The 24,962-nt window shown below is 42.1% G+C and carries 30 protein-coding genes and 2 pseudogenes; 20 read left to right on the plus strand and 12 right to left on the minus strand.

The genetic code is table 11. The features are described 5' to 3' along the window. Positions 1-142 precede the first annotated feature (142 nt). From ACQVGS_RS02740 to ACQVGS_RS02765, 6 genes and pseudogenes are all read left to right on the plus strand, one after another. The gene (locus ACQVGS_RS02740; protein WP_010332161.1) at positions 143-286 is read left to right on the plus strand and encodes a YwzD family small protein; all 144 of its coding nucleotides are present in this window, start codon (positions 143-145) and stop codon (positions 284-286) included. Positions 287-509: 223 nt separating this feature from the next. Next, positions 510-1,256 (plus strand): protein-tyrosine kinase activator TkmA, encoded by a 747-nt coding sequence (gene tkmA, locus ACQVGS_RS02745; protein ID WP_491830886.1) that lies wholly within the window; start codon positions 510-512, stop codon positions 1,254-1,256. Next, a complete protein-coding gene (locus ACQVGS_RS02750) occupies positions 1,246-1,959 on the plus strand; it encodes a CpsD/CapB family tyrosine-protein kinase (RefSeq protein ID WP_263463477.1) in 714 nt (237 codons plus the stop codon). Before tkmA ends, ACQVGS_RS02750 begins: the two co-directional genes overlap by 11 nt. A gap of 52 nt (positions 1,960-2,011) precedes the next feature. Continuing rightward, positions 2,012-2,776, plus strand: coding sequence for a tyrosine-protein phosphatase (locus ACQVGS_RS02755; protein ID WP_263463478.1), 765 nt, complete (start codon positions 2,012-2,014; stop codon positions 2,774-2,776). Positions 2,777-2,958: 182 nt separating this feature from the next. Beyond that, positions 2,959-4,281 (plus strand): UDP-glucose dehydrogenase family protein, encoded by a 1,323-nt coding sequence (locus ACQVGS_RS02760; RefSeq protein ID WP_106019688.1) that lies wholly within the window; start codon positions 2,959-2,961, stop codon positions 4,279-4,281. Between the two features lie 177 nt (positions 4,282-4,458). Beyond that, positions 4,459-4,626, plus strand: a pseudogene (locus ACQVGS_RS02765) (DUF1963 domain-containing protein); the annotation flags it as partial. On the opposite strand, the gene ACQVGS_RS02770 reads toward ACQVGS_RS02765, so the two are convergent. After that, entirely contained in the window at positions 4,623-4,880 is a 258-nt protein-coding gene (locus tag ACQVGS_RS02770) for a DUF2651 family protein (protein ID WP_263463479.1), read from the minus strand. The pseudogene ACQVGS_RS02765 and the gene ACQVGS_RS02770 sit on opposite strands and share 4 nt — an antisense overlap. Positions 4,881-5,209: 329 nt before the next feature. Between ACQVGS_RS02770 and ACQVGS_RS02775 the strand changes: the two genes are divergently transcribed. The 10 genes and pseudogenes from ACQVGS_RS02775 to ACQVGS_RS02820 all read left to right on the plus strand — a co-directional run bounded on the left by ACQVGS_RS02775 (position 5,210) and on the right by ACQVGS_RS02820 (position 11,950). Next, positions 5,210-5,632, plus strand: a complete 423-nt coding sequence (locus tag ACQVGS_RS02775; RefSeq protein WP_024123101.1) for a YwqH-like family protein — start codon at positions 5,210-5,212, stop codon at positions 5,630-5,632. 8 nt (positions 5,633-5,640) lie between these two features. Further along, the gene (locus tag ACQVGS_RS02780) at positions 5,641-5,901 is read left to right on the plus strand and encodes a YwqI/YxiC family protein (protein WP_044159631.1); all 261 of its coding nucleotides are present in this window, start codon (positions 5,641-5,643) and stop codon (positions 5,899-5,901) included. Positions 5,902-5,919: 18 nt separating this feature from the next. Further along, positions 5,920-7,653, plus strand: coding sequence for a ribonuclease YeeF family protein (locus tag ACQVGS_RS02785; RefSeq protein ID WP_263463480.1), 1,734 nt, complete (start codon positions 5,920-5,922; stop codon positions 7,651-7,653). 19 nt (positions 7,654-7,672) lie between these two features. Then, on the plus strand, positions 7,673-8,176 hold the full coding sequence (locus ACQVGS_RS02790) for a PM0498 family protein (protein ID WP_106021931.1): 504 nt from the start codon (positions 7,673-7,675) through the stop codon (positions 8,174-8,176). A 204-nt stretch (positions 8,177-8,380) separates the two neighbouring features. Beyond that, a complete protein-coding gene (locus ACQVGS_RS02795; RefSeq protein ID WP_059335108.1) occupies positions 8,381-8,590 on the plus strand; it encodes a hypothetical protein in 210 nt (69 codons plus the stop codon). A gap of 269 nt (positions 8,591-8,859) precedes the next feature. Continuing rightward, entirely contained in the window at positions 8,860-9,222 is a 363-nt protein-coding gene (locus ACQVGS_RS02800) for a hypothetical protein (protein WP_059335107.1), read from the plus strand. Between the two features lie 40 nt (positions 9,223-9,262). Continuing rightward, a complete protein-coding gene (locus ACQVGS_RS02805; RefSeq protein WP_059335368.1) occupies positions 9,263-9,814 on the plus strand; it encodes a hypothetical protein in 552 nt (183 codons plus the stop codon). Positions 9,815-9,903: 89 nt separating this feature from the next. Beyond that, on the plus strand, positions 9,904-10,557 hold the full coding sequence (locus tag ACQVGS_RS02810) for a hypothetical protein (RefSeq protein WP_059335106.1): 654 nt from the start codon (positions 9,904-9,906) through the stop codon (positions 10,555-10,557). A 104-nt stretch (positions 10,558-10,661) separates the two neighbouring features. Next, a pseudogene (locus ACQVGS_RS02815) lies at positions 10,662-11,155 on the plus strand (hypothetical protein). Between the two features lie 78 nt (positions 11,156-11,233). Beyond that, a complete protein-coding gene (locus ACQVGS_RS02820) occupies positions 11,234-11,950 on the plus strand; it encodes an endonuclease V (protein WP_106021932.1) in 717 nt (238 codons plus the stop codon). Between the two features lie 89 nt (positions 11,951-12,039). Here ACQVGS_RS02820 and ACQVGS_RS02825 read toward each other — a convergent pair whose 3' ends face one another. Next, the gene (locus tag ACQVGS_RS02825) at positions 12,040-12,921 is read right to left on the minus strand and encodes a LysR family transcriptional regulator (RefSeq protein ID WP_106021933.1); all 882 of its coding nucleotides are present in this window, start codon (positions 12,919-12,921) and stop codon (positions 12,040-12,042) included. A 122-nt stretch (positions 12,922-13,043) separates the two neighbouring features. Between ACQVGS_RS02825 and ACQVGS_RS02830 the strand changes: the two genes are divergently transcribed. Together ACQVGS_RS02830 and ACQVGS_RS02835 are read left to right on the plus strand one after the other, a co-directional pair. Then, positions 13,044-13,589, plus strand: a complete 546-nt coding sequence (locus ACQVGS_RS02830) for a flavodoxin family protein (protein WP_106021934.1) — start codon at positions 13,044-13,046, stop codon at positions 13,587-13,589. Next, positions 13,586-13,810, plus strand: coding sequence for a hypothetical protein (locus ACQVGS_RS02835; protein WP_059292391.1), 225 nt, complete (start codon positions 13,586-13,588; stop codon positions 13,808-13,810). Before ACQVGS_RS02830 ends, ACQVGS_RS02835 begins: the two co-directional genes overlap by 4 nt. 25 nt (positions 13,811-13,835) lie before the next feature. Here the strand turns inward: ACQVGS_RS02835 and chrA are convergent, their stop codons facing one another. Genes chrA through chrS form a run of 3 tightly spaced genes read right to left on the minus strand, consistent with a single transcriptional unit; the run spans position 13,836 to position 15,452 of the window. Further along, positions 13,836-14,372 (minus strand): chromate efflux transporter ChrA, encoded by a 537-nt coding sequence (gene chrA / locus ACQVGS_RS02840; RefSeq protein WP_069486818.1) that lies wholly within the window; start codon positions 14,370-14,372, stop codon positions 13,836-13,838. Then, the gene (chrB, locus tag ACQVGS_RS02845; RefSeq protein WP_024123093.1) at positions 14,369-14,962 is read right to left on the minus strand and encodes a chromate efflux transporter subunit ChrB; all 594 of its coding nucleotides are present in this window, start codon (positions 14,960-14,962) and stop codon (positions 14,369-14,371) included. The genes chrA and chrB overlap by 4 nt, the downstream gene beginning before the upstream one ends. 13 nt (positions 14,963-14,975) lie before the next feature. Then, positions 14,976-15,452, minus strand: a complete 477-nt coding sequence (gene chrS, locus ACQVGS_RS02850; RefSeq protein WP_024123092.1) for a chromate efflux transcriptional regulator ChrS — start codon at positions 15,450-15,452, stop codon at positions 14,976-14,978. A gap of 213 nt (positions 15,453-15,665) precedes the next feature. Here chrS and ggt point away from each other — a divergent pair, with 213 nt between their 5' ends. Continuing rightward, entirely contained in the window at positions 15,666-17,243 is a 1,578-nt protein-coding gene (gene ggt, locus ACQVGS_RS02855) for a gamma-glutamyltransferase (RefSeq protein ID WP_106019677.1), read from the plus strand. A 4-nt stretch (positions 17,244-17,247) separates the two neighbouring features. Here the strand turns inward: ggt and ACQVGS_RS02860 are convergent, their stop codons facing one another. The 7 genes from ACQVGS_RS02860 to ACQVGS_RS02890 all read right to left on the minus strand — a co-directional run bounded on the left by ACQVGS_RS02860 (position 17,248) and on the right by ACQVGS_RS02890 (position 23,673). Then, positions 17,248-17,589, minus strand: a complete 342-nt coding sequence (locus tag ACQVGS_RS02860) for a DUF4181 domain-containing protein (RefSeq protein ID WP_095712858.1) — start codon at positions 17,587-17,589, stop codon at positions 17,248-17,250. 73 nt (positions 17,590-17,662) lie between these two features. Beyond that, positions 17,663-18,361, minus strand: a complete 699-nt coding sequence (gene alsE, locus ACQVGS_RS02865; protein WP_188323342.1) for a D-allulose 6-phosphate 3-epimerase — start codon at positions 18,359-18,361, stop codon at positions 17,663-17,665. 15 nt (positions 18,362-18,376) lie between these two features. After that, positions 18,377-19,639 carry a PTS ascorbate transporter subunit IIC gene (gene ulaA, locus ACQVGS_RS02870; protein WP_188323341.1) on the minus strand — a complete coding sequence of 421 codons (1,263 nt, stop codon included), beginning with the start codon at positions 19,637-19,639 and terminating at the stop codon, positions 18,377-18,379. 33 nt (positions 19,640-19,672) lie between these two features. After that, positions 19,673-19,939 carry a PTS sugar transporter subunit IIB gene (locus ACQVGS_RS02875; RefSeq protein ID WP_024123087.1) on the minus strand — a complete coding sequence of 89 codons (267 nt, stop codon included), beginning with the start codon at positions 19,937-19,939 and terminating at the stop codon, positions 19,673-19,675. Between the two features lie 11 nt (positions 19,940-19,950). Continuing rightward, entirely contained in the window at positions 19,951-22,038 is a 2,088-nt protein-coding gene (locus ACQVGS_RS02880) for a BglG family transcription antiterminator (RefSeq protein ID WP_106019674.1), read from the minus strand. A 224-nt stretch (positions 22,039-22,262) separates the two neighbouring features. After that, positions 22,263-22,883: a flavin reductase family protein gene (locus ACQVGS_RS02885; RefSeq protein ID WP_106021939.1), complete on the minus strand. Its 621-nt coding sequence runs from the start codon at positions 22,881-22,883 to the stop codon at positions 22,263-22,265. Positions 22,884-23,046: 163 nt separating this feature from the next. Further along, on the minus strand, positions 23,047-23,673 hold the full coding sequence (locus tag ACQVGS_RS02890) for a CotG/ExsB N-terminal domain-containing protein (protein WP_491830898.1): 627 nt from the start codon (positions 23,671-23,673) through the stop codon (positions 23,047-23,049). Between the two features lie 138 nt (positions 23,674-23,811). Here ACQVGS_RS02890 and cotH point away from each other — a divergent pair, with 138 nt between their 5' ends. After that, on the plus strand, positions 23,812-24,900 hold the full coding sequence (gene cotH / locus ACQVGS_RS02895) for a spore coat protein CotH (protein WP_151174578.1): 1,089 nt from the start codon (positions 23,812-23,814) through the stop codon (positions 24,898-24,900). Positions 24,901-24,962: the final 62 nt, after the last annotated feature.

The following is a 24,962-nucleotide window of genomic DNA, read 5'->3' on the forward strand; positions in this document are numbered from 1 at the left end:
ACAGCGGCATGAAAAAGTTTTTCCTAAAATAGGACATAAAAAATGGGATGTGTCGAATGATGTATTAGAGATTGCAAAACGAGAGCCGGCATCATATAATAATCGTGTTTTCAACTTAATGGAAGCTGAAAGGAATAAAATGATGAGTGAAAAGAAATTGAATCAAGAAGAATTTCTGAAAATTTTGATGCATGCACATGATATTGGTGAGCAGTCATCTGAGATGACCACAAAGGAAATGCTTGAAAATTTGATTTCTCATATTAAAAATGGATACGCAACATAAAAATCCCGCAGGTTTTTAGCGGGATTTTTTTCTGAATAATGACCGGAAGTAGAAAAAGATTCAGCTCTGGCAAGACAATAAATAGAGCGCTTACAAGATGGAAGCTGAAAAACTGTTATTGTAAATTTTTGTCGAATATTGTCATGTGAAAAGATGGAGAAATGCTGTTTTAACGTTGTATAATCGTATGGAAAAGGATGTTATAAGCTGATTTGGAGGTATCATGGGAGAATCTACTAGTTTAAAAGACATACTATCAACGTTAAGAAAACGCATACTTTTGATTATGATTGTAACCGCAGCTGCGACTGCTGCCGGCGGATTCATCAGTTTCTTCGCACTTACACCCATCTATGAAAATTCAACTCAGATCTTGGTCAATCGATCGAAAAACGACCAAAAAGAAGTCCAATTTAACGATGTCCAAACCAATCTTCAATTAATCAATACGTACAATGTCATCATTAAGAGCCCTGCTATCTTAGACGAAGTGATTAAAGAGATGGGCTTGTCGATGACATCCCAAGAGCTGAATGAAAAAATTACTGTTTCCAGCGAGCAGGATTCCCAAGTGGTCAATATTTCTGTCAGAGACGGGAGCGCGGAAACAGCGGCTCACATTGCCAACACTGTCGCATCTGTCTTTAAAGACAAAATCACTTCGATTATGAATGTTGATAACGTAAGCATTCTGTCAAAAGCTGAGGTTTCTGGACATCCGTCGCCTGTATCGCCAAAACCGCTGCTGAACATCGCCATCGCGTTTGCGGCAGGATTGGCAGGAAGCATCGGACTGGCCTTCCTGCTTGAGCATTTGGATAATACGATCAAATCGGAAGAGCAGCTCGAAACGCTGCTGGACATACCGGTATTAGGGACGGTTTCCACCATTGCGAATGAACAGAAAACAGCGAAGAGCTTAAAAGGCATTCAATCTGATAAAGCGGGGAGTGGACATTTTGGTGCTTAGAAAAAGCAAGGGCTCATGGAGTCGCAAAAATGTCATTGCGCTGACAGAGCCGAAATCCTTGAATTCAGAACAATATCGAACGATTCGAACAAATATAGAATTTTCTTCAGTGGACCGCCAAATGAAATCTGTGATGATTACTTCTGCGTGCCCTGGAGAAGGGAAGTCTACCACAGCTGCTAACCTTGCTGTCGTATTTGCACAGCAGGGAAAAAAGGTTTTGCTCATCGATGCAGATTTGCGAAAACCTACAGTACATACCACTTTTCAACTAGAAAATATGACAGGCTTAACATCCGTTTTACTGAAAAAATCCTCACTGAAACAGGCCGTGCAAATGTCTCAGGAACAAAACCTTGATGTGCTGACGAGCGGCCCGATCCCGCCGAATCCGGCCGAGCTGCTTTCCTCCAAGTGGATGGAGGAGCTTGCGGATGAAGCGTGTGCGGCCTATGACATGGTGATTTTCGATACGCCGCCTATTCTCCCTGTAGCAGACGCGCAAATTTTAGGGAACGTCGCAGACGGTTCCGTTTTGGTTATTTCAAGCGGAAAGACGGAAAAAGAAAAAGCCGCAAAAGCAAAAGAGGCGCTCGATTCGTGCAACAGCAAGCTCCTCGGAGCCATTATGAACGGCAAGAAACGCTCGAAGCACTCTGACTACGGATACTACGGACATGAAGACAATTTCATACAAAAATAAATAACGTGCATACTGCCCGTTATTTATTTTTGTGAAAAAAGGAGGCTTAGAAATGATTGATATTCACTGCCACATCCTCCCGTCAATAGATGATGGGGCAAGTAACCTGGACGACAGCATCGAAATGGCCAGGGCGGCTGTTCGTGAGGGAATCAGAACCATCATTGCAACCCCGCATCATAAGAATGGTTCATATGAAAACGAGCAAATCGCTGTCAGAGAAGCGGCAGACCTGTTAAACAAACGTTTAATGAAAGAGGAAATCCCGCTCACCGTACTGCCGGGACAGGAAATCAGAATCTACGGGGACTTGAAACGGGATTTGGCTGAAGGGCGGCTGCTGTCACTGAATGACACGAAATATATCCTGATTGAGTTTCCGTTTGATCATGTTCCGCGATATGCCGAGCAGCTTTTTTATGATTTGCAGCTGAAAGGATACATTCCGGTTATCGCGCATCCTGAACGCAATAGCGAAATTCGCGAAAATCCGTCCTTGCTGTATCATCTTATAGAAAAAGGAGCGGCATCTCAGTTGACAACCGGAAGTCTCGCAGGAGTTTTCGGGAAACAGATGAAAGCATTTTCGCTGCGGCTGGCTGAAGCCAATCTGATACACTTCTTAGCCTCAGATGCTCATAATCTGAAAACAAGAGACTTTCGCTATCAGGAGGCTCTCCGTGTTCTTGAGAAAGAATTCGGTACGGAATATTCTTATATGCTGACGGAAAATGCTGAGCTTCTTCTGCAAAATCATGCGATTTACAGGCAGGCACCGAAGCCGGTCAAAAGAAGAAAACGATTCGGGCTCTTTTGATCTGCAATTCTCATTTCCCCACTTTCTTTGTGAGAACGATATAATAGTATATTGTATGATTGAATCATATTTCAGAAATCTGTACAGGTTGTTTCCGGGAGATCATCCGCATTCATGTCAGGATATTCTCATACGATAATACGGAAGCTGTAAAGCAGCAATTTAACTGTTGGAGGGAAACAATGAATATAACAGTCATTGGAACAGGCTATGTCGGTCTTGTGACAGGTGTTTCTCTTTCTGAGATTGGCCATCATGTAACTTGCATTGATATTAACGCTCACAAGATTGAAGAAATGAGAAAAGGGATTTCCCCTATATTTGAACCGGGTCTTGAAGAGCTGATGAGAAAAAATATAGCTGATGGGCGGCTGAGCTTTGAAACGAGCTACGAGAAAGGCTTAGACCAGGCAGAGATTATTTTTATAGCGGTCGGCACACCGCAAAAAAACGACGGACATGCGAATCTGGAGCATATTACTGATGTGGCCAAGCGTATTGCCCGGCACGTGACGCGAGATGCGATCGTCGTAACGAAAAGCACAGTGCCTGTCGGAACAAATGATTGGATTTACGAGCTGATTACCAAACATCTTGCGGAGCCTGTCAGTATATCGATCGCATCCAACCCAGAATTTTTACGTGAAGGGTCAGCCATCCATGACACGTTTCATGGAGACAGGATTGTGATCGGAACAGCCGATCAGGACACCGCCAGAAAACTGGAAGAGCTCTTTCTTCCGCTCGATATCCCGGTTTACCAAACGGATATCAGAAGCGCCGAGATGATCAAATATGCTTCAAATGCCTTTCTGGCCACTAAGATCAGTTTTATAAATGAGATTTCGAATATATGTGAAAAGGTCGGCGCTGATATTGAATCTGTCGCATACGGCATGGGACAGGATAAGCGGATCGGGAGCCAGTTTTTAAAAGCGGGCATTGGCTACGGCGGTTCTTGTTTCCCGAAGGATACGAACGCCCTTGTGCAAATTGCGGGCAATGTCGAGCATGATTTTGAGCTGCTGAAATCGGTCATCAGGGTCAACAACAATCAGCAGGCGATGCTGGTTGATAAAGCGCTGAACAGGCTTGGCGGAGTGACGGGAAAAACGATCACCCTTTTGGGGCTGTCATTTAAACCGAACACGGACGATATGAGAGACGCGCCGTCGATTGTCATTGCTAACCGCCTCGCCGCACTAGACGCCCATATCAAAGCCTTCGATCCCATTGCCGTCAGCCATGCGAAGCATATTTTGCCGCAGGCTGTTGAATACAAAAAAACGATTGCGGAAGCTGTTAAGGGGGCAGACGCCGTCATGATTTTAACGGACTGGGATGAGATTAAACAATTTTCATTAGCAGATTATCATGATTTGATGGAGCAGCCGCTGATTTTTGACGGGCGAAATTGCTATTCATTAGAAGAGGCTGCCGCCGCCGGAGTGGAATACTACTCTGTAGGCCGGAAAGCGGTTGTTCCGGCAGGGGCAATGTCATAGATGTAAAGGAAAGACTGGCGGGATGCCGGTCTTTTTTTTGTATCCATCTTTTATTGTATACGATGGATATATTCGCTAAGGTTTACCTATTGTTTGAAACTAGAGGGTGCTGCCTACAGATTTTCAGTTTGAGCAATACGCGGGCATAGGGACAGTTGAATTCTTTGATTAATTCGGTTGGAATACGCGTATAAAGAACATCCCATCATGCTTTTACAAATTGATTCAGATGATGATATTGATTTGTTGTAGGGAGACGTCGGCATCGCAAATCTTTTCAGCACACCTGATGATTTAAGGGGAAAAGACTTTTCAAACGTTCTGTACAATTGGGACTGCAGCTAATACAAGCTTTTGATCCAAAGGGTCACTCCTGATGCCAATAGGGTCAGAAGCGGAAATGAAATAAGCCAAACAATAAAATCAGGCGCGGCTGAGTCAATACAGAACATAAATATGACCAATAAGCAGAGCACTGTAAGCGGCATTGACCAAAGGCCGTGTTTTCTAAACAATAAAGTGCCTGCCATTCCAAATACAAAGAAGGACAGAAAAGGAAAAACCACGAAAAATAACATCATCGGACTGAAAAAACTCATTGTCATCCCTCCGTTTCACCTCTTAATCTTTACAAGATTTTACCACATAAGAAAATGAGCAGATCATCAAATCTGCCTCTTTCAAGTGTCTTTTTGACTAAGACTTTAGAATTTCTAACCATATAAAACGCTCGCATTGACCTTATAACGAACAAAAAAGAGACTTTAGACCTCCTTATCCAGAGCATTATAAGCCTAAATTAAGCCGTTTACCCTATTTAAGCCGCCTTCCGGCTATTTTAAAATATAATATATGGAAATAAAGTATGGAAAAGTCTATCTTCATCAGCCCCTCCATACGACTTTTTGAGTATTAAGAGGTGATACAGATGGGTTATGAAAGTGTATTAGCAAATATCAAAAGTTCACTTAACGGAAAAATTTCAGACGTTGAAGACAAGATTGAAAAGCTGAAAAAAGCAAAAAAGGATATAGACACACTGCAAGAAGAGGCAATTACTGAAATCAAAGAAATTGTGAAACCGGAATTAGGCAAGCATTGGACGGGAACAAAAGCTGATGATTTCGACAAGGGAAGAGAAGAGGCAAAATCGGAAGCATCCAAGATTGTGAATGATAAATATAACCATTATATGTCTTTAATTCAGATGGAGATTATTCAGTTGGAATCTATGAAATTTCTCTATGACAAAGAATTAAAGCTAGCGAATTTTGCTGGCGATACTCTTGCTAAGGGTGAAGAATTCTTGGAGGATGCTGTTAATCAAATTAAATCTATTAAATTGTGGTGATCTTTTTTATGTCAGAAATTAAATTGAAATACGATACCGTAATCAAAACATTAGAGTCTGTCAAAGATGCGCTTGCTGACGTATCAATCGGCGCCGCGGGGTCCAATGGAAAAAACAAACTCGATTATACGAAAAAATATCATGAGCGTGAGGAGAACATCAAAACCATGCTCGGAGATTACAAAAAAGCGGTACAGAAAAATATCGAGGATACGAAGGATAATGTTGATTCACTGAAAGAGCAGGATGAGGCGATCGCAGTAAAATAGAAGAGAAAGGGCAGTGCGATGAGTAAAGTATTTGAATCACAATCTTTAATCGATGAAGCGAAAAATAGAAAAAAGCAATATGAGACGCTGGAAGAGCAGCTGAACACGCTAAAAAAGGCGTTTCAGGAAGTTGCTGATTTAGGTGACGATTTTAAAGGAAAAGGCGCGGACAATATTAAGGACTTCTTTCAGGGACAGGCGGAAATCGCCGACAGCTGGCTGACGCTTGTTTCTGCTCAAATTGCGTTTTTAAACGGCATTTCCGGTGATATTAAAGATCAAGAACTCAGTGATTCATATGTGGAGACGTCATTTTTGGATCATGAGCTCCCCAATGGAGACTTAAAAGCCTCAGAAATTGTCTCCGCTCATAAAGCAGAAATCGATTCTATTTTGTCAGGCATCAGCGATATTATTGATCTCGACATGTACACGCTTGACAACTATGCAGATAAGATGGGAGATGCCCAAAAAATCAGGCGTGACACGATCACGGCAGTCGATAAGCTTGATGAATCCCTGACCACTGAATATCAAAATTTAGAATCTCTGGACAACGCAGTGCTCAGCAAATATTCTGTTCTTATGCAGGCCACCAGCAATGGGAAAAGCGCATCCCCTATGTACTATGACAAAAAAGCCTTCCACAGCAATGAAGTCTACAAAAGCGTGATTGATGTTGAAAAACAGGGAACAACCTATATTGACGCAAAAGCCCAGCAAGCCGAAGCAAGACGGCTTCAGGAAAAAGCGGAGGAAGAAGCGAACAAACCGTGGTACGAAAAAACATGGGACGGGATTTGCACCTTTACCGGTGAAGTCTCCGGCTATTATGATTATAAAAGAGCAACGGAAGGCGTTGACCCGGTTACCGGAGAAAAACTCTCCGCCGCAGAACGTGTGACAGCAGGAGCAATGGCCGCAGCCGGATTCATCCCAGTCGTTGGCTGGGCAGGCCGCGCCTTCAAAGGCGGAAAAGCGATCTACAAAACCGGAAAAGCAGCTATCGCGGCGGAACACGCTTTAGATGCCTACAAAACAGGCAAGTCTTTAGACATTCTAAAAATGTCAGAAATGGGCGCATACGGCCTTGTTGCGTCAAACGGATTCTCTGAAGCTGTCACAGGAAGAGATATGTTTGGTAACGAAGTGTCTGAGGAGAAGCGGAAGCAAGGGGCGCTGGAAGCTGCACTAAGCTTAGTTGGAGCAGGCGCATTGGCGAAAAATATTGATAAAGGCATCCCGCTTGCAACCCATTCAAAAGTCCAAAAAGCAAACAAGACACTCGAAAAAGTAAAACAATTCAAAGTCCCGACAAATGTCCGCGTGTACGCAGAACGCCCAGTAACTCCGGATGGCTTCACGTTCGGAATCCCGACAGTCCGTGTCGATGTGGAAACGAAATCTGTTAAAGATCTTGGGATTGTGAAGATGGCGAGTAGTGGTGGCGGGAATAGTAAGAAACTTTTCGGTCAAAATGGAACTCAGATTGCAAGTAAGACAACATGGCAAAATGGGAAGACAGAAAGAATAGACATTGAAAACCCAAATCCAGGGCAAAGAGAAGGTCAAATTCACTATCATGAGCCAAATAATAAAAAATGGTACTTTGATGTTGAAACAAGAAAGTTTTATGACCAAAAAACAGGCGAAGATGCACCTAGCAAAATTCAAAAAGTACTTAAAGACAAAAGCGTTCAGAAAGCTATAAATAAGGGATTGAAATTTTTAGGTGAGGATCCTGTATTTTAGTATAGGAGTGTAGATTATAATGGAATATACAAATAAAAATATGAAAAGACTAAAAGAACGACTTGAAGATTTGAGCAATACAAATAAAGTTGACCTATCTAATTTAAAGGATATTATTTCACCTAATATAGTTAAAGTAGACGATTGCTTTATTCTAGATCTAGAGGATGAGTTAACTGATAATCCAACTATAAATTGGAATAGAATTTTAAAAATGTATGGGGATAAAACGGGGTATGAAGCATCGTGTAATGAACTTCGCATAAACGATTATTTAGACTACAGTGATTTGTCCGGTGAAGAGATTTTACTTTATGCGCTTCAGATAGTGGATGGTTGGGAACACCATTTAAAAGAAAAATTCCCTGAACATAAATTTGTTGTGATTCTAAGTATTGATGAAAGTTTTGCGACACTTAGATTTTATAAATATAGAGAAGAGGAAAGCAGTTGGCTAAAGGCCGACATTGAAGAGTACGGTAACGAAGCTATCCTTGTAAAAGAAATTAACTCTGGTAATTAAATTTAACTAAAAAGCAGGTAGTTATACTGTACCTGCTTTTTAGTTTTTACTTTGTGAAAGCAAGAAACATTACAAATGATCAAGCTTTTACAGGATTAATGGTAAAACTAATTCAAAACTGTTGATTTATAGAGAAAAAAATTAAAGTTTAAGTTTTGTCAATAGTAAAATAAAATGATTCGAAAATGTAAAGGAGAGAATGTAATGTCGCAAGAACAGAAGTTAATTATATTAAATGAAATGTTTAAAAAAGAAGGCGGTGAAGAAGACGTTGAAGGGTTAACAATAATGATCGATGGGGTTATCAAGCAAGTTTTTAATAAAATAAAAAATGAAAGAAATTATAAAAGTAATAATGAAGTTATGAGAGATATTATTTTTGAAGGAATTAATAGTATAGTTAAAAAATCTTGAGGGTTTTAATGCAAAATAGAAACGCCTTCAGATCTCTTTTATACTTCACTTGGATAGCTACGGAAACGCTGGTTAACCGATGAGAAAAAAAGCTGCTGTCCACTCTACAAAATTCCCAAATGAGCATCAAGCTGGTATTCATGGAATAGGTTCAACAATAAACACCCAATTTAAAGGGAGAAAAAATAAATAGGCTAGAATTTACTAAGGTAAACCATGAAAATAGTTTATATCAAGTGACTGAAAACAAAACTAAAGAGGTTTTGTTAATGAGAAAACATATTAAATTAGATGTTCCAAAAGCTAATATACATCCCCTAAGAATAACACAAGGTTGGAAAGTGAATTATAATCATTTTGTTGAAATAGATCCAAGAACTTTAGAACCGGATGATGATTCCTGGTTTTTGTTCACAGACAGTTTGTTGCAGCTTTATCATGAACAATCCTCAATAACGCTTGATTTAGGCTGGGTTCCTGACATTTCTCCTGAAGGTAACTATCTGGTTTTAATAGTCAAAAATAATGATTGGGAGGAGCCTATTAAAGAATTTTCATCAGACGACTATAAAAAAGTGATTTTATATATTGAATATCATTTAAAACAAGTAACAACTACTTGGTGGAAGTAGTTAAATAACAAATGGATTAATGGATGGAATGGTTACTATTATGGAACATGGAATCAGATTTATTAATGAATATCCTGAAATTGGTGAGTTGCTTCAACGTCTATTTATGAATAGGGAATTAGACGAATGGTATAAGAACAAATGTGCAGAGAAAATAAAAGCGCCTGATGAATTTAGTCAAATAAAAGGTTTGAAAAAAATTGAAGTTAGAGATGTATACAATCCTTCTGGAGAAATCAATATCCACATGCAAGACCTTTCTGGGGAAAATGGATTTCATCTAGAACAGCAAATCAATATGAAAGTATCTAAATTGGTTCCTGTTTATGTACTAGATTATAGTTATTCCCTAAGACACGATTTAATTGATGGCGCTTATGATATTGTAGGGACCGCTGAATCTTTAGAATTCATTCAGGGAACGAACTATATCAATAAAATAATGCAAAAGAAAGGGTTTATCGAACTCAGTTATTTGTATGATTACTACGATACTGTGTATGAGTGGAGTGAATTGCCACATATACAGCCTTTCAACAGGAGATTAACATTAGGAGATGCCTTGTTTACTGATGTATTAGAATTGCTATAGTCATAAACTTGCCGTGTTGTCATCGGCAAGTTTTTTTACAATAATGAAGCTTTTTAAAGATAGGCCAACGAAGTACAAGGAGAAGCGGGATGGACAGAGATCATATTTCTCAATTACAGCCATTAAAAATCTGTGATGGCTGGTCTGTAGTACTGAACAATTTAAATTCAGAAAAAATAATGGAAGAAAAATGTGAATTACTAATACTGCAAAATGAAAAACGTAACGCCTTAATTAAGGTAATTTATGAAAGTGATCAATATCATATCAAAATTGTTAGCTTAAAAAAGGATAAGATTTATGAAGAAGACTCTTTTGATGAAATAGAACAATTATTAGAAGAGTTAGAATATCAAATCTGGAGTGTGGGAAGCGGGGGTTTAGAGGATTTGAAGCCGCTAACTAAACAGGTTCCCAATTTCTTAAGGCTAAAGATACCGGCTGGTTGGACTGTTGATTATATTACATTAAAAGATACTGATCCTGAGACTCTAGAGGCAAATGATGATGCTTGGTTATTTGACTTTAATCAAGACCTCCTACAGATTTCTCATAAGACAAAAAAATTGCTGCTTGACGTAGGGTGGTACCCAGAAGGGGATCCAACCGGAAGCTATGGCATTGAACTTATAAAAAACGAAGATTGGGACAATTCACTAGAAGAGGTAAGGTGTACTGAGCTTAAAGAATTAAGTAAACAATTAGATTATATTTTTATGAAAGAAATTAAAAATGAATATTAATACTATCTGCTTTCAATTTAACCGTAAATGAAAGAACGGAAAAAGATACTGGGGAAAAGCGGTAATGATACAGTTGTTCTTTAGGTAAGGTGGTATAATAAGTAATGAAATACGGGCGTTATCATAATAAAGTAAAAGAAGTTATTGTTTTTTCCAAAACCTTTTAAGTAGTTACATCAGATGATATTTCTTATTTTACTAAAATTATTAATGATAAAGATAAAGCGAAATACTATGCTTATGAAGATGTATTTGATGAAGATGAATATACGTGGAATGATCTAAAAGAAAATGAAATGAGTGAAGTATGGGACAAATATTATGAATTAGCCATGATCAAAAACCACAAAATTTAGACATATTACTAGAGATTTTTTCTGAAAATGTCAGAAGTGCTGCGACTGAATTTAATACTTTTTTTGAAGAGATCGTAGCAGACCTAAATAATTGTGCTATAAATAGGGCAATAAACGGGAAAATAGACAATTTTTTTGAAAAGCTTTTTAAAATTTATAAAGCGGGTTATTTTCCATGTGGTTGGGATAGAAATTATCCTAATGGGAATTTTATCGCCTTGAAAAAAGGTTATAAGCAATAAAGAATGTCAGTCTATGGTTGTATCGAAACGCAGGACGATTGAGCGAAAAGACTATTTTAAGAGAGGAAAACAAGTGAAATGAAAGTACATCAAATTCACGATTTTCATTTAAAAGATGAATCGGATTTTGTTCAAACACAACAATCCCTTATACATAAAATCAACCTATCACCCTCCATCACCCCAGACTCGATCAAAACCTGCGCAGGCGTCGACCTTGCCTATTGGGAACAGGACGGAGAACCGTATGGAGTGTGCTGTATCATCGTCATTGACGCTGATACAAAAGAAGTCATTGAAAAAGTGCACAGCATGGGGAAAATCAGTGTGCCGTATGTGTCTGGTTTCCTTGCGTTTCGCGAGCTGCCGCTGATCATCGAGGCGGCCAAAAAGCTGGAGACAGAACCGGATGTGTTTTTGTTTGATGGCAACGGGTATCTGCATTACAACCATATGGGCGTTGCCACCCATGCGGCTTTTTTTCTCAATAAGCCGACAATTGGGATTGCGAAAACCTATCTCAAAATCAGAAGCTGTGATTTCGTAATGCCTGAAAATGAAGTCGGTTCATACACAGATATTATCATTGACGGTGAGGTATATGGCCGGGCGCTGCGGACGCGGCGGGACGTGAAGCCTATTTTCTTGTCTTGCGGAAATAACATTGATTTAGAAAGCAGCTATCAAATCACGATGAGCCTGCTTAATAAAGAAAGCAGGCTGCCGATTCCTGTCCGCCTGGCTGACCTTGAAACACATGTCTTACGAACGTTTTATCAGAAAAATCACGGGTAACACTTGGGGCTCTAAGCCATCAAGTGTTTTTTTGTATGCTGTGTGCTTTCCTGCTTTATCAAAAACCTTGTCGTCCTTGCAGAGAGGTTTTATTTGAATGTTTTCCGCGTCAAATCGATAAAAGCCTTCAATGGCGCAGACATCCACTTGTCCTTATGCCATGCTAGTTGAGTAAAAACGAGGCAGTCGTTTTGCCAGTGGAGTTCTTTCATCCGACCTTCGGCAATATCGTCTTTTACTGTCATTTCAGGCAATAGTCCAATTCCAAGTCCGGCCATCACGCATTGTTTGATGGCTTCTATGCTGACGAATTCTAATTTGTTAGGGTAGACACCGGCGTCATGTAAAGCGTCCTCAAAGAGCGTGCGGTATGAGCAGCCGTCCTCTGTCAGAAGAAGGGTTTCGTTTTGAAGATCCTTCAATGTCACTGGTGAGTCTGCTGGAAAAGGATGGTCATTGGCAGCCACCATTTTGATCTCATCCTGAATCAGAGATTCAACGTGCAGTGCGTCTTCCGTCCGGTTCACATCCAAAATGAAGGTAATATCAAGCTGGCCCTGTAAGAGCTGTTCTTTCGCTTGTTCGTTGGAAATATACGGTTTGAATATGAGCTTTACTTGAGGAAAAGCCTGTTTAAAATCTTTTAAGATAGGGGGAAGGCGATATGTGCACTGGCTTTCTGTCGCTCCGATTTTCAAGGTTCCGGTTGTTTCTCTTACTTGATTTGCGGCCATTTTTGCTTCTTCTGTTAACGCAATAATCTTCTCCGCATAGGATTTGAATGTTTTGCCGGCTTCTGTCAGGATGAGCCGCTTGCCGAGCCGTTCAAATAAAGGAGTCCCGATTTCTTCTTCAAGTGATTTGATCTGAGAGGTAACGCTTGATTGTGCATAATTAAGCATTTTGGCGGTTAGGGTAAAGTTTACATGTTCTGCCGCCGTAATAAAGGTGATCAGCTGCTTCAATTCCATATGTTCTCGTCCTTTCTAAATCGGCTATATCGATTGGAGTAATCGAAATAATCATCTGTATTGATTAATGAATCCATTATATGATGGAGAAAATCATTCGTAAACAAAGGAGCAGATGCATCATGAAAATTGCGGTCATTAATGGCGGAACGAGGCCTGGCGGAAATACGGATATTCTTGCGGAGAAGGCTGTTCAAGGATTCGGTGCGGAGCACATTCATTTGCGGACATATCAGATCCAGCCGATTGAGGATCTGCGTCACGCTCAAGGCGGCTTTCGTCCTGTTCAAGATGACTACGATTCTATCATTGAGCGGGTATTGGTGTGCGATATTCTTGTATTCGCCACCCCCATTTATTGGTTCGGTATGTCAGGAACGTTAAAGCTGTTCATTGATCGCTGGTCACAGACCATGAGAGATCCGCGATTTCCTGATTTTAAAGAGCAAATGTCGGCAAAACAGGCATATGTGATAGCAGCCGGAGGAGACAATCCTAAGATAAAGGGGCTGCCGCTGATAGAACAGTTTGGTCACATTTTTGATTTTATGGGAATGTCATTTGAAGGCTATGTGCTGGGAGAAGGCAATCGTCCCGGCGATATTATATTTGATCAGCAGGCAATAGAAACTGCGGGCAGGCTATTGAAAAGAAGTGATGCCGTGTGAAGCTGCTGTTGTCCGTCATTGTTGGAATGCTTATTCTAGGATTCTTTTTATCTTGGAAAATGCCGCGATCTGAGGAATGGATACACGTCAAAACAAACTCATCTCAAGAGAAGCAATTTGCCAGAATGTCAGGAAACACGCTGCAAATCAAAAACGTGATCAAAAATGATGCAGGCAAAGAAACAATTTATATGACAAATGGCATTTCTGGCCCAAAATAAAAGCACCCTTTGAGGGTGCTTTTTTCTATAAATGAGGAACTACAAGCCCTCCATATAAAAATGCCGCGATAATCAGGAAAGCCGGATGCAGTTTGAATTTTGTCATGCAAAGGAGGGAAATGCCCGCAATCACTAAGGATTGAATCCAGCCGATGGCTTTGATGCCGTCTGCGCCGATTTGCCAAGTGAGAATAAGCATCATGACAGCGATAACTGGCTGAACAGACAGCGTCATGCCTTTGATCACAGGTGATTGGCGAAAGCGCTGAATGATGCGCAGCAGGACGATCAGCGCGAACGCGGATGGCACAACAGTCGCGATCAGCGCAATCAGAAAGCCGGGCCAGCCGCCTGCACTGTAGCCGACATAAGCGGCGATTTTGGTTGCGATCGGGCCCGGCAATGCATTCGCAAGTGCGAGCATGTTAGAGAATTGATCGTTTGACAGCCAGCCGTATCTGTTTACGACTTCTTCAAACATCAGCGGGATAGAGGCTGGGCCGCCGCCATATCCCAGAACGTTTGCGATAAAAAATGCTGTGAATAAAAACATAATGATCATGAGGCGGACATTCCTTTATCTTTTGAATGTTTATTTGTGATTTTGTCTTTCAGTTTAAAATGAAATGCTCCGTATGCTAAGAATATGATAATGACAATGCCGGGGTTGATCTGTAACAATTGCAGTCCGATAAAAGCGATGATAAAAAACAGGATTCCGGTGACCCAGCCAAATCCTTTGAGCGCTTTTTGTCCAAACTCATATGCCATAATACCGAGCATAACGGCGATAACCGGCGTCACGGCGCCAATCATGCCGGCGACAACCGCAGAGTGGCTTAAGACGTTTACTGCCGCAAATAAGGCAACCATCGCAAGGCATGTAGGCAAAATGTGGGCAAGAGTAGCGACAATTGCGCCTAGCGTGCCTTTTAGTTTGAATCCCAGATATGCCGCCATCTTGGTGGCGATCGGTCCGGGGAGTGCATTGGCGATGGCTAATATTTCTCCAAATTCATCATCATCTATCCATTTATATTTATTCACCGCTTCATGGCGGATCAGCGGAATCACCGATGGCCCGCCCCCGAAGCCTAAGATTCCGGTGCGCACCATTGCGGCCGTCATATCCCGATAAGGGTGGTTTTTCATTCGTTTCTCTCCTTTACAGCTTCATTCCCATACGGCTTTTGTACCGTTTGATCAGCATTTGGCAATCAACGCTGACGACACCCTGAAGCGGATACAGCCGTTTTGTTAAAAACTCTTCCATTTCCTGATCATTCGCGAAAATTCCGTGCATGTGAAGCTTGCTCGGGCCAGTCATGTGATAAAGGCTGGTGACTGCGGGTTCTTCTTCAAGCTTTAGAGCGACTTCTTCCAGGAATTGCGGCTCTACCTCGACATTAAAAAACACGGATACATGAATGCCGATTTTAGCTGGATTGATCACCGCTGTGAATTTTTCAATAACGCCTGCTTCAATCAGCTGATTAATACGTGATTGAACTGCAACACGTGATAAATCGACTCTTTTGCCAAGATCCGTATAAGAAATCCTTCCTTCCTCATGCAAAATGGTAAGGATCTGTTTGTCTATCTCATCAAGAACAAGGTTGGGGATTTGATATTCATTGCCCATTTGTTCCACCTGCTTTCGTTTGACTTTTAGTCAATATTTTATCATATAAGTTTCATTTCGTAAGAGTTAATTTAAATTTATTTTCACAATGAACAATAAAGTATTTTTATGTTTACGAAAAGGAGAAAGTTCGTCAGCTTTTCTTCCGGGTCAGTAGATGCGAAAACTCAGGCTCTCTATACTGAAGAAAATCTCTTGCAAAGGAGACTTGTGATGAACAGATCTATTATCGGCACTAAGCAAATGGTCGTCAGTCCGCATTACCTCGCATCACAAGCGGGAAACCGTATTCTGGAGAAGGGAGGAAACGCATTTGACGCCGCTGTCGCCGTGAGCGCTTGTCTGGCGGTTGTCTATCCGCATATGACGGGGCTTGGAGGAGATTCCTTTTGGCTGACCTTTCATCAAAAAACAAAGGCGGTAAGAGTGTACAATGGCAGCGGCCGTTCAGGAAAAAATGTGACGAGAGACGTGTATAAGGAGAAAAATGAGATCCCGCTGCGGGGGATCGACAGCGCAATTACCGTGCCGGGAATGGTCGATAGTTGGGATGCCGTGCTGAAGACATACGGACGGATGTCGCTTTCTGATGTATTGGAGCCTGCGCTCAATTATGCTGAAAATGGTTTTCCTGTATCTGCAGATCAGTGCCGGCATACAGCGGCGAATCTTGAACTGCTGGCGTCAACACCTTACACTGCTGATATTTTTACCAAAAACGGCAAAGCACCGGTCCCCGGTGAACGGTTTGTGCAAAAAGAGCTTGGGAACAGTCTGAACATGATTGCTGAAAGAGGAAGAAGCGCATTTTATGAAGGGGATATCGCTCAGCGGATTGTCTCGTATTTACAGCATAATGGCAGCTATATGACGCTTGATGACTTTACAGCACACAGGGGTGAGTGGATGGAGCCTATATCCTGTGATTACCGGGGGGGCACCGTCTATCAGGCGCCCCCAAATTCTCAAGGTTTTACGGGTTTACTGACGCTGAATATTCTGGAAAACTATGATTTCAGCCAAATTGAACATGGTTCATTTACCTATTATCATGTGCTCGTGGAGGCACTGAAAAAGAGTTTTCTGGATCGGAATGCCGTTCTGACTGATCCGGTGTTTGCTGATATTCCGCTGGAAAGGCTTTTGGACAAAAGCTACGCCAAGCAGCTGGCGGAAGAAATCGGTTATATAGCTGAACCGGCGGAAAGCAGACCGATTGGCAGTGATACCGCCTATGCCGCGGTGATGGATTCGGATGGCAACGCGGTGTCGTTCATTCAAAGCCTTTACTTTGAATTTGGCTCGGCTGTTACTGCTGGGGATACAGGCATTCTCATGCAGAATCGCGGCTCATTTTTCTCATTGGATGAAAATCATGTCAACACACTTGAGCCGAGAAAGCGCAGTTTCCATACGCTGATGCCGGCTATGGTCTGTAAGAACGGGAAACCGAAGATTCTGTACGGTACGCAAGGGGGCGAAGGCCAGCCGCAGACTCAGACCGCGATTATCACCCGAATGCTGGACTATGGAATGCATCCTCAGCAGGCAATCAGCGAACCGCGCTGGGTATGGGGCAGAACGTGGGGCGAGGATTATGAAGGTCTCAGAGTTGAGAACAGAATCGCAGAGGAGACAGTCGACATGCTAAAAGAAAGCGGCCATCTCGTGGAGACAGTCAGTGATTATGACCCGCTGATGGGCCATGCCGCAGCAATCGCAGTGGATGAGGAGGGCTTTCTCCAGGGAGGAGCCGATCCAAGGGGGGATGGGGCGGCTGTTGGGATTTGACAAGCTAGAAAAATATACATATGTATATTAAGAGAGCAAGAAACAGGCCCGCATCAATCAGGTGGTACATATATTGTTTATCTTCAGGTCTATACCTCCATTCTATAAAAAAGCGTAGAGAATCAATCGAAATAAAAAATAAAAGAAGCATATATCCCACAGGGAAAAAGATCATAGAAAAAACAAACAAAATCAGTAAAAAGATTTCTATTAATCTCTGTGTGCTGCTGACTGGCTTGTACAGCCAGCCTGATTTATGGATACCGAACTTTTTTTTGATAAGAAATTGCAGTGCTGTGCTGAACGATACCATGACCAGAAATAACAGCCAAAAATGAGTACTCATACCAATCCCTCCTAAACTCATCTCTTTATACGTTCGTGGGAGAGAAAATGTTTCATAGAAAAACACCCGGGGATTACTCCGGGTGTTGCATTTTTACAGGATGTGTCTGCTGCTGAAAAATGGTTTTCATTTTATCCCATGCGATTTCTGTGTTTTCATCGAGATCAAAGAGGCCTGAATTGCCGATGATAAAAATGTCATTCCCAGCTTCCGCAAGCATGCGGAAGGTTTTTTCATTACAGGAGCCGTCAACTTCAATGGCATACGTATAATGATTTGTTTCTCTCCACTCTTTAGCCGCACGGATTTTTCCAGTCATTTCTGCGATAAACGGCTGCCCGGCAAAACCCGGATCAACGGTCATAATCGTCAGTTTATCAATCAAATGCACATAAGGGCTGATCCAATCTAGCGGAGTGGCCGGGTTCAATACAATCCCGACCTTTGCGCCATGATCTTTGATTTTGTGTATCAGCCGAAACGCCGAACGGTTAATGGTTTCGGCATGAACGCTAATGTAATCAGCGCCGGCCTCTGCTGTCATATCGATAAAATCCTCCGGCCTTTCAACCATCAGGTGGGCATCAATCGGGAGAGCTGTCATCGTTCTGAGCTGGCTGATGAAAAATGGAGACAGCGTAATGTTTTTGACAAAATGGCCGTCCATGATATCAACATGATACATATCGGCACGGCTGTTTAGAATGGTGATCTGCTCGTTGAATTTTGTTAAATCCATACACATCAGAGAAGGTGAAAATAAATGTTTCATGACGCATACCTCACTTTAATTGAAGAATTGTATGATCCAGCCAAGAAGAATCCCGATAATGCCGAAGTCTGAATCGCCGTAAGTCGTGCCTTCAAATCCGAGCGAGCCAAGAACCGGCAGAAGAAGCGCAGGCAGAAAAGAAATGAGAATGCCATTGGCAAACGCACCGAGTACAGCCCCCCGCACTCCGCCGGTTGCATTTCCATAAACTCCCGCAGCGGCTCCTGTAAAGAAATGCGGTACAAGTCCCGGGACAATAACACTGAGACCGAAGACCGGAAGAAGAAAAATAGAAACAATACCTGCCAGGAAGCTGGATAAAAATCCGATAATCACAGCGTTTGGCGCAAAAGGAAAAACCGTCGGACAGTCAAGAGCGGGTTTGGCGCCTTTCACTAGCTTCTCAGCGATGCCTTTAAAAGCAGGGACAATTTCCGCGATTACCATCCGAACCCCCGCCAAGATGACATATACCCCAGCAGCGAACGTAATGGCCTGCATAAAGGAGTAAACGAGGAAATGGCTTCCGCCGCTCAACGATGATTCAATATAATCCTTTCCGGCGAAAGGAGCGACAATAAAGAAAAGGAGTGCCATCGTTAAAGAAATGGAGACTGACGTATCCCGCAGAAATCCTAATGATTTCGGAACTTTGATATCCTCAGTCGAATGAGATGGATTGCCCGTATGTTTGCCGATGAATCCAGCAATAAAATAGCCTGCAGAACCGAAATGGCCGAGAGCGAGATCATCGCTTCCTGTAATTTTTTTTGTGTACGGCTGAAGGATGGCGGGTGACAGCACCATCAGCCCCCCAAGAATAATGGCGCCCGCAGCAATGAGAGGAACACCGCTGATGCCGCCGGTAATCAGCACGGCGGAGATCAATGAAGCCATGTAGAGAATATGATGGCCGGTTAAGAAAATATATTTAAATGGCGTGAGACGCGCCAGCAATATGTTAACAATCATTCCGAAAATCATAATGAGTGCCGTTTCCGTACCAAACGTTTTTTGAGCAATGGCGGATATTGCATCTGTATTTGGTACGACGCCTTTAATGTGGAATGCTTTTTCGAACATGCTGCCGAACACGGCTAGTGAATCTGAGACAATCGCCGCCCCGGCGCTGAGAATGACGAATCCCATTGCCGTTTTCAGTGTGCCCGATACGGTATCCGCAGCGTTTTTCTTTTGCAGAAGCAGACCGGCTAAGGCAAAAAGTCCAATTAAAATAGCAGGAGTTCCCAGGAAATCGTTAATCAAAAAATCAAGCATCAGATGCACCCCCGTCGTCTATGTTTTTGTGTGTTACAAGTTGGTAAGGATGGCTTCTTTGATTTCTTTCTGGTCCAGCAGGTTTTTGAGTCCGACAACATTACGAGTTCCATCGTCAAGACCTGACACAATATCGGCTGATCCTAGATACAGATCCGCTTGCTCCGTTTTGCTTGAAGTGAGGTCTGTATGTGTAACATCAGCGCTGATGTTCAGTTCATCAATGATTTTTTTCACATTCATTTCAACAATAAAGCTTGATCCAAGTCCGTTTCCGCAAACAATTAAGATTTTTTTCATTCGAATCACTCCTAGTTTGAGTATTTTTGAATCATTGGCAGCACATCTTCTGCCGATTGAGCGTTAATCAGCAATTGAATGTTTTCCGGATCACCCAGCATATTCGTGAGCTGGGAGAGGGCTTTCAAATGGGTGTCATTGTCGATTGCCGCGAGCACGATAATCAGCTGGACTGAATGCTCGGGCCGGTCTGAAAAGGAAACGGCTTGGTTCAGTCTCAGAAAGCTCATGCCGATTCGATTCACACCGTCTTCAGGCCTCGCGTGCGGGATGGCTACATTCGGCGTAATAACGATATATGGGCCCAGTGTCTGAATCGTGGCAATCATGGCATCGACGTATTGCGGGGTAACAGACCCGTCATCCAAAAGCGGCTTTGCCGCCATGCGGACGGCATCCGCCCAACAGGGGGCAGAGTCGGCCATCGTTATATGGTTAGGTGTCATTAATTCAGCAAGCATTGGTTTGCGGTTCGCCTCCTTTTCATGTTTGTGCGGCTGTCCTAAATACTCGGTCAGTTCTTGCATCAGCTCTGTTTTATGAATGCCTTCTGCATGTTTTTCGATGATGCCCATGATGTCATGAACACTTGGATGGAAATGGGGAGCGCTGTTTGAGAGCGCATCTACTTTTTTCAGCAGGCTGATCTTTTCCTTGCTGTTCAGTATGGGATTAACGATGAGCACAGGCACCCCTCTGTCTGGGAGCGGAACAGTTGAGATAAGGACATCAGTTTCAAGCGTCATTGTTTCATAGACACGGCTTGATACGGTTTTCAGAATATCGACATTCGGCAGAAGATCTTCTATTTGGCTCTGTAAAATTTTTGAAGTGCCGATGCCGCCCGGGCAGACAATAACCGCTGTTTTTCTAAGTGAGGGCGCGACCCCTTCACGTTTCATCCAGCCTCCGAAATGCATGGCGATAAAAGCTGTTTCTTCACTGCTGACAGGTTTTCTTAATTCTTTTTGAAGGTGATGAACGACTTTTTTCGTTAAGCAGAAAATATCACTGTATTTCGTTTTGATGGAGGCAGCTACATCACTCTCATGAGGGGTGATATCATATTTAATCCTGTAATAAGCTGATTTCAAATGAAGCACCAGATGTTTTTTTAGATTTTCCGGGTCCTGAAAAAGCACGCAGGCGTAACGCTGGAAATCGACAATCATTCGGTCCGCGATATCATGTACCGCATCCAGCTCACCTGCAATGAGACTTGAAGCGGGGAACTGACTGATTTTAGCCCCTAACAGATGGATCGTGAAGTAGCACATCTCTTGATCAGAAATAAAGGCTTTTTCCGGCAGTTCCGCGGCCGCCGCCCGAACGGCTGCTTCATATTCCTTCGTTTGCCTGATGGCGTATTGCTCTTCTTGTTCTAGAGTGATTTTTTTTCCCGCCTTTAATCTGATCAGAAATAACGTAAAGTGCACACTTAAGCCCGCGAGAACATGATCAGCAAATTTCATGTGAAGAAGCTTTTCGAAAGTCAGCAGCATAGACCGCATGGTTTGGATCTGCTGTTCACAAGCAGCCGGATCGGGACAAAGATCGGTAACGGCCTCAGTGCTGCTGCTTTTTTGCATGAGCTGATTTGCGTATTCTGCCAGCAGTTTTCGTTTTTGCTGCTCTATTCCTGAGAAGAAATACCCCTTTTCTTTGGTAAAGGAAAGAACGATGCCGCATGTCTTCAGCTTTTCGCGAATATGCTTCATATCCTGAATAGCGGTGTTGCGGCTGACGTGATTTTCGTCAATGAAGTTCTGCAAAAGTAACCGTCTGTTTCTCGTTAAAATGCGCAGGATCACTCTTGCCTGCCTTTCTGAGGGAGAATATTCATAGCTTGAATTTGTCAGCGTTTTCATTTCTGATGTCAGCATTTTTTTCGTTTGGTCTTCTAAATAAAATCCTGCTGAACGCCTTCTTTTGATCGGTGTCAGTCCGGTCTCTTTCAGCCAGCTGTTAATTTTTTCAATGTCATAATACAGTGTTCTCCTTGAAATTTTTAATTGCTCCGTTAATTCGCCGCAAGTAACATAGCTGGTTGTGTTGAGAACCTGATGAAGAATGGCTGATCTTCTTTGGTCTAAAGGCATGCCCATCAGCTCCTTATGTGCAGGTGATATCAGTCTGCCGTCCTTCTCTTCGTGCGGGCTTATTTCAATTGTAATGGGGAGCATCTGAATTTATAAGACCAAATCAGTGCAAACGGTTTGTGCAAATGTGATTCCTACAAACAAAAAAAGCCAGACACATGCTGCGCCGGCTTTTTTGAATAACGGTGTCTTTTTGACTAGTTTCTTCTATATAAATAGTCCTTTTATGAACTCGGACGAATCAATGTAAATTCTTCACCGAGCTTTGCATAATGGTTTCCGGCTAATCTGGAAGCCGGCTTTAATTCGTCCGTCAAAATATACCCTTTTTCTGCGTCATACACCTTCTCATCGAGGTGAAAACAGACAACTCTGCCAATAAGCAGATCAGCCGTGGTCACACCATGATCATTGTCGAAGGTGATATGCCGTTCGAGCTTGCATTCAAAACGAATGCGGGCTTCTTGAATGCCGGGCACCGAAACAGCCGTGCTCTCTACACAATGGAGAGAGGTGCGTGTCATTTCACTTTCGTCCGGCCCTAAACTTGCCGCCGTTTCATTGATGTCTTCAATGATGGCTTCATCACTGACATGGACGACAAATTCACCGTTTTCTATCGCGTTTCTGGCTGTGTCTTTTTGCCGGCCTTCTGATCGGTTAACAGAAATACTGAGTAGCGGAGGATCTGAGCTGACCACGTTATAGAAACTGAAAGGTGCCGCATTGATTGCCCCGCCTGAAGAAAGTGTTGTAACAAATGCGATCGGGCGCGGAATAACGGCTCCTGACAGCAGCTTATACGTCTCTTTGGCACTAAGCTCTTCTGCTTGAAATATGTACACAACAACACCGCCTTTATTGTAAGAGTACCATGATTATAACGAAATCCATTCAAGGAAACCAAATGATGCGGGTTGCATATGCTATGTCATGACATATAACTGATATAGGGGAATTAGAAAATAGGCTACCGTACGTATGCCGGAGCCTATGATGACAGTTTCATTATTTATATTTCTTTTTGACTACCCAGCAATTGCCGTCTTTCCAGAACTCTTTTTTGCTGTCGTAATCATCTTTTTTGCGATGATGATCATTTTTCCAGTGTTTTTTGCGAGAGCGGTACGACTTTTTGTAGCTGCGAGATTTTCTGTGTGAACAGAATGATTTTTTGTAGCTGCGAGATTTTCTGTGCGAACAGAATGATTTTTTGTAGCTGCGAGATTTTCTGTGCGAACAGAATGATTTTTTGTAGCTGCGAGATTTCTTGTGTGAGCAGTAAGATTTTTTATGGCTGCGAGATTTCTTGTGTGAGCAGTAAGATTTTTTATGGCTGCGAGATTTCTTGTGTGAGCAGTAAGATTTTTTATGGCTGCGAGATTTCTTGTGTGAGCAGTAAGATTTTTTATGGCTGCGAGATTTCTTGTGTGAACAGTAAGATTTTTTATGGCTGCGAGATTTTTTGTGTGAACAGTAAGATTTTTTATGGCTGCGAGATTTTTTGTGAGAGCGGTGCGACTTTTTATGACTGCGTTTTTTTCCACGAGGCTCTTGGTATAAATAAGTTTTTAAACCTTCTTTTTTTGCGGATTTCACCGCTTCTTTGATATCAGAATGGGAATAGTGGCCCAATTGAAATCCTCCTTTTTTTAATTTGTTTAAGGATGAAGATCCTTACTACACACATAGTACGCACGATTGTAAAAAGTGTATAAGTGTTCCGCTGAGATCTCACAAAAATAAAAGCCTAATTTTGAAGGGGGACTACGGATGAAGAATCAATCAAATTTGCCTCTTTATCAGCTGTTTATTCATCCAAAAGACTTACGGGAATTAAAAAAGGATATATGGGACGATGAACCGGTTCCGGCTGTGTTGAAAGTGAATCAGAAAAGATTTGATATCGACATCGCTTATCGCGGATCTCATATTAGAGATTTCAAAAAGAAGTCGTACCATATTTCCTATTATCAGCCGAAAACATTTCGCGGCGCCCGCGAGGTTCACTTGAATGCGGAATATAAAGATCCTTCCATGATAAGAAACAAATTGTCTCTCGATTTTTTCTCAGAGCTGGGGACGCTGTCTCCAAGGGCAGAATTTGTGTTTTTAAAGGTAAATGGAAAGAATGAAGGAGTGTATCTTGAGCTTGAATCCGTGGATGAATATTATTTAAGGAAAAGGAAGCTGGCGGACGGAGCGATTTTTTACGCGGTTGATGATGATGCTAATTTTTCTCTCGTGAGTGATTTGGAGAGGGAAACGAAGAAGTCACTTGAGCATGGGTATGAAAAGAAGACAGGGACTGAGGAAGATGATTTTTATTTACAGGATATGATCTTTAAAATTAATACTGTCCCGAAAGCTCAATTTAAATCAGAAGTGACAAAGCATGTGAATATCGATAAGTATTTGCGCTGGCTGGCCGGCATTGTGTTCACCTCAAACTATGACGGGTTTGTCCACAATTACGCTTTGTACAGAAGCGGGGAAACCGGATTATTTGAAGTGATTCCTTGGGACTATGATGCCACCTGGGGCAGGGATATCCATGGAGAGCGGATGGCTGCAGATTATGTAAGAATTCAAGGGTTTAATACATTAACCGCCCGCATTTTGGATGAACCCGAATTTCGTAAATTCTATAAGCATCTCCTAGAAAAAACGCTCCAATCTCTCTTTACAATTGAATATATGAAACCAAAAATATTGGCGCTTTATGATCAAATCAGGCCGTTTGTCCTGATGGACCCATATAAAAAAAGTGATATTGAACGTTTTGACCGTGAGCCGGAAGTGATTTTTGAGTATATTAAAAATCGTTCGCAATACATCAACAGCAATTTAAGTATTTTGTAAATCCATGATTATAGGTATTCGCTGAAAATCAGACAATTAGGCAATTGAATTAGTTCAAGAAA

Source organism: Bacillus sp. SD127, from assembly GCF_058566445.1.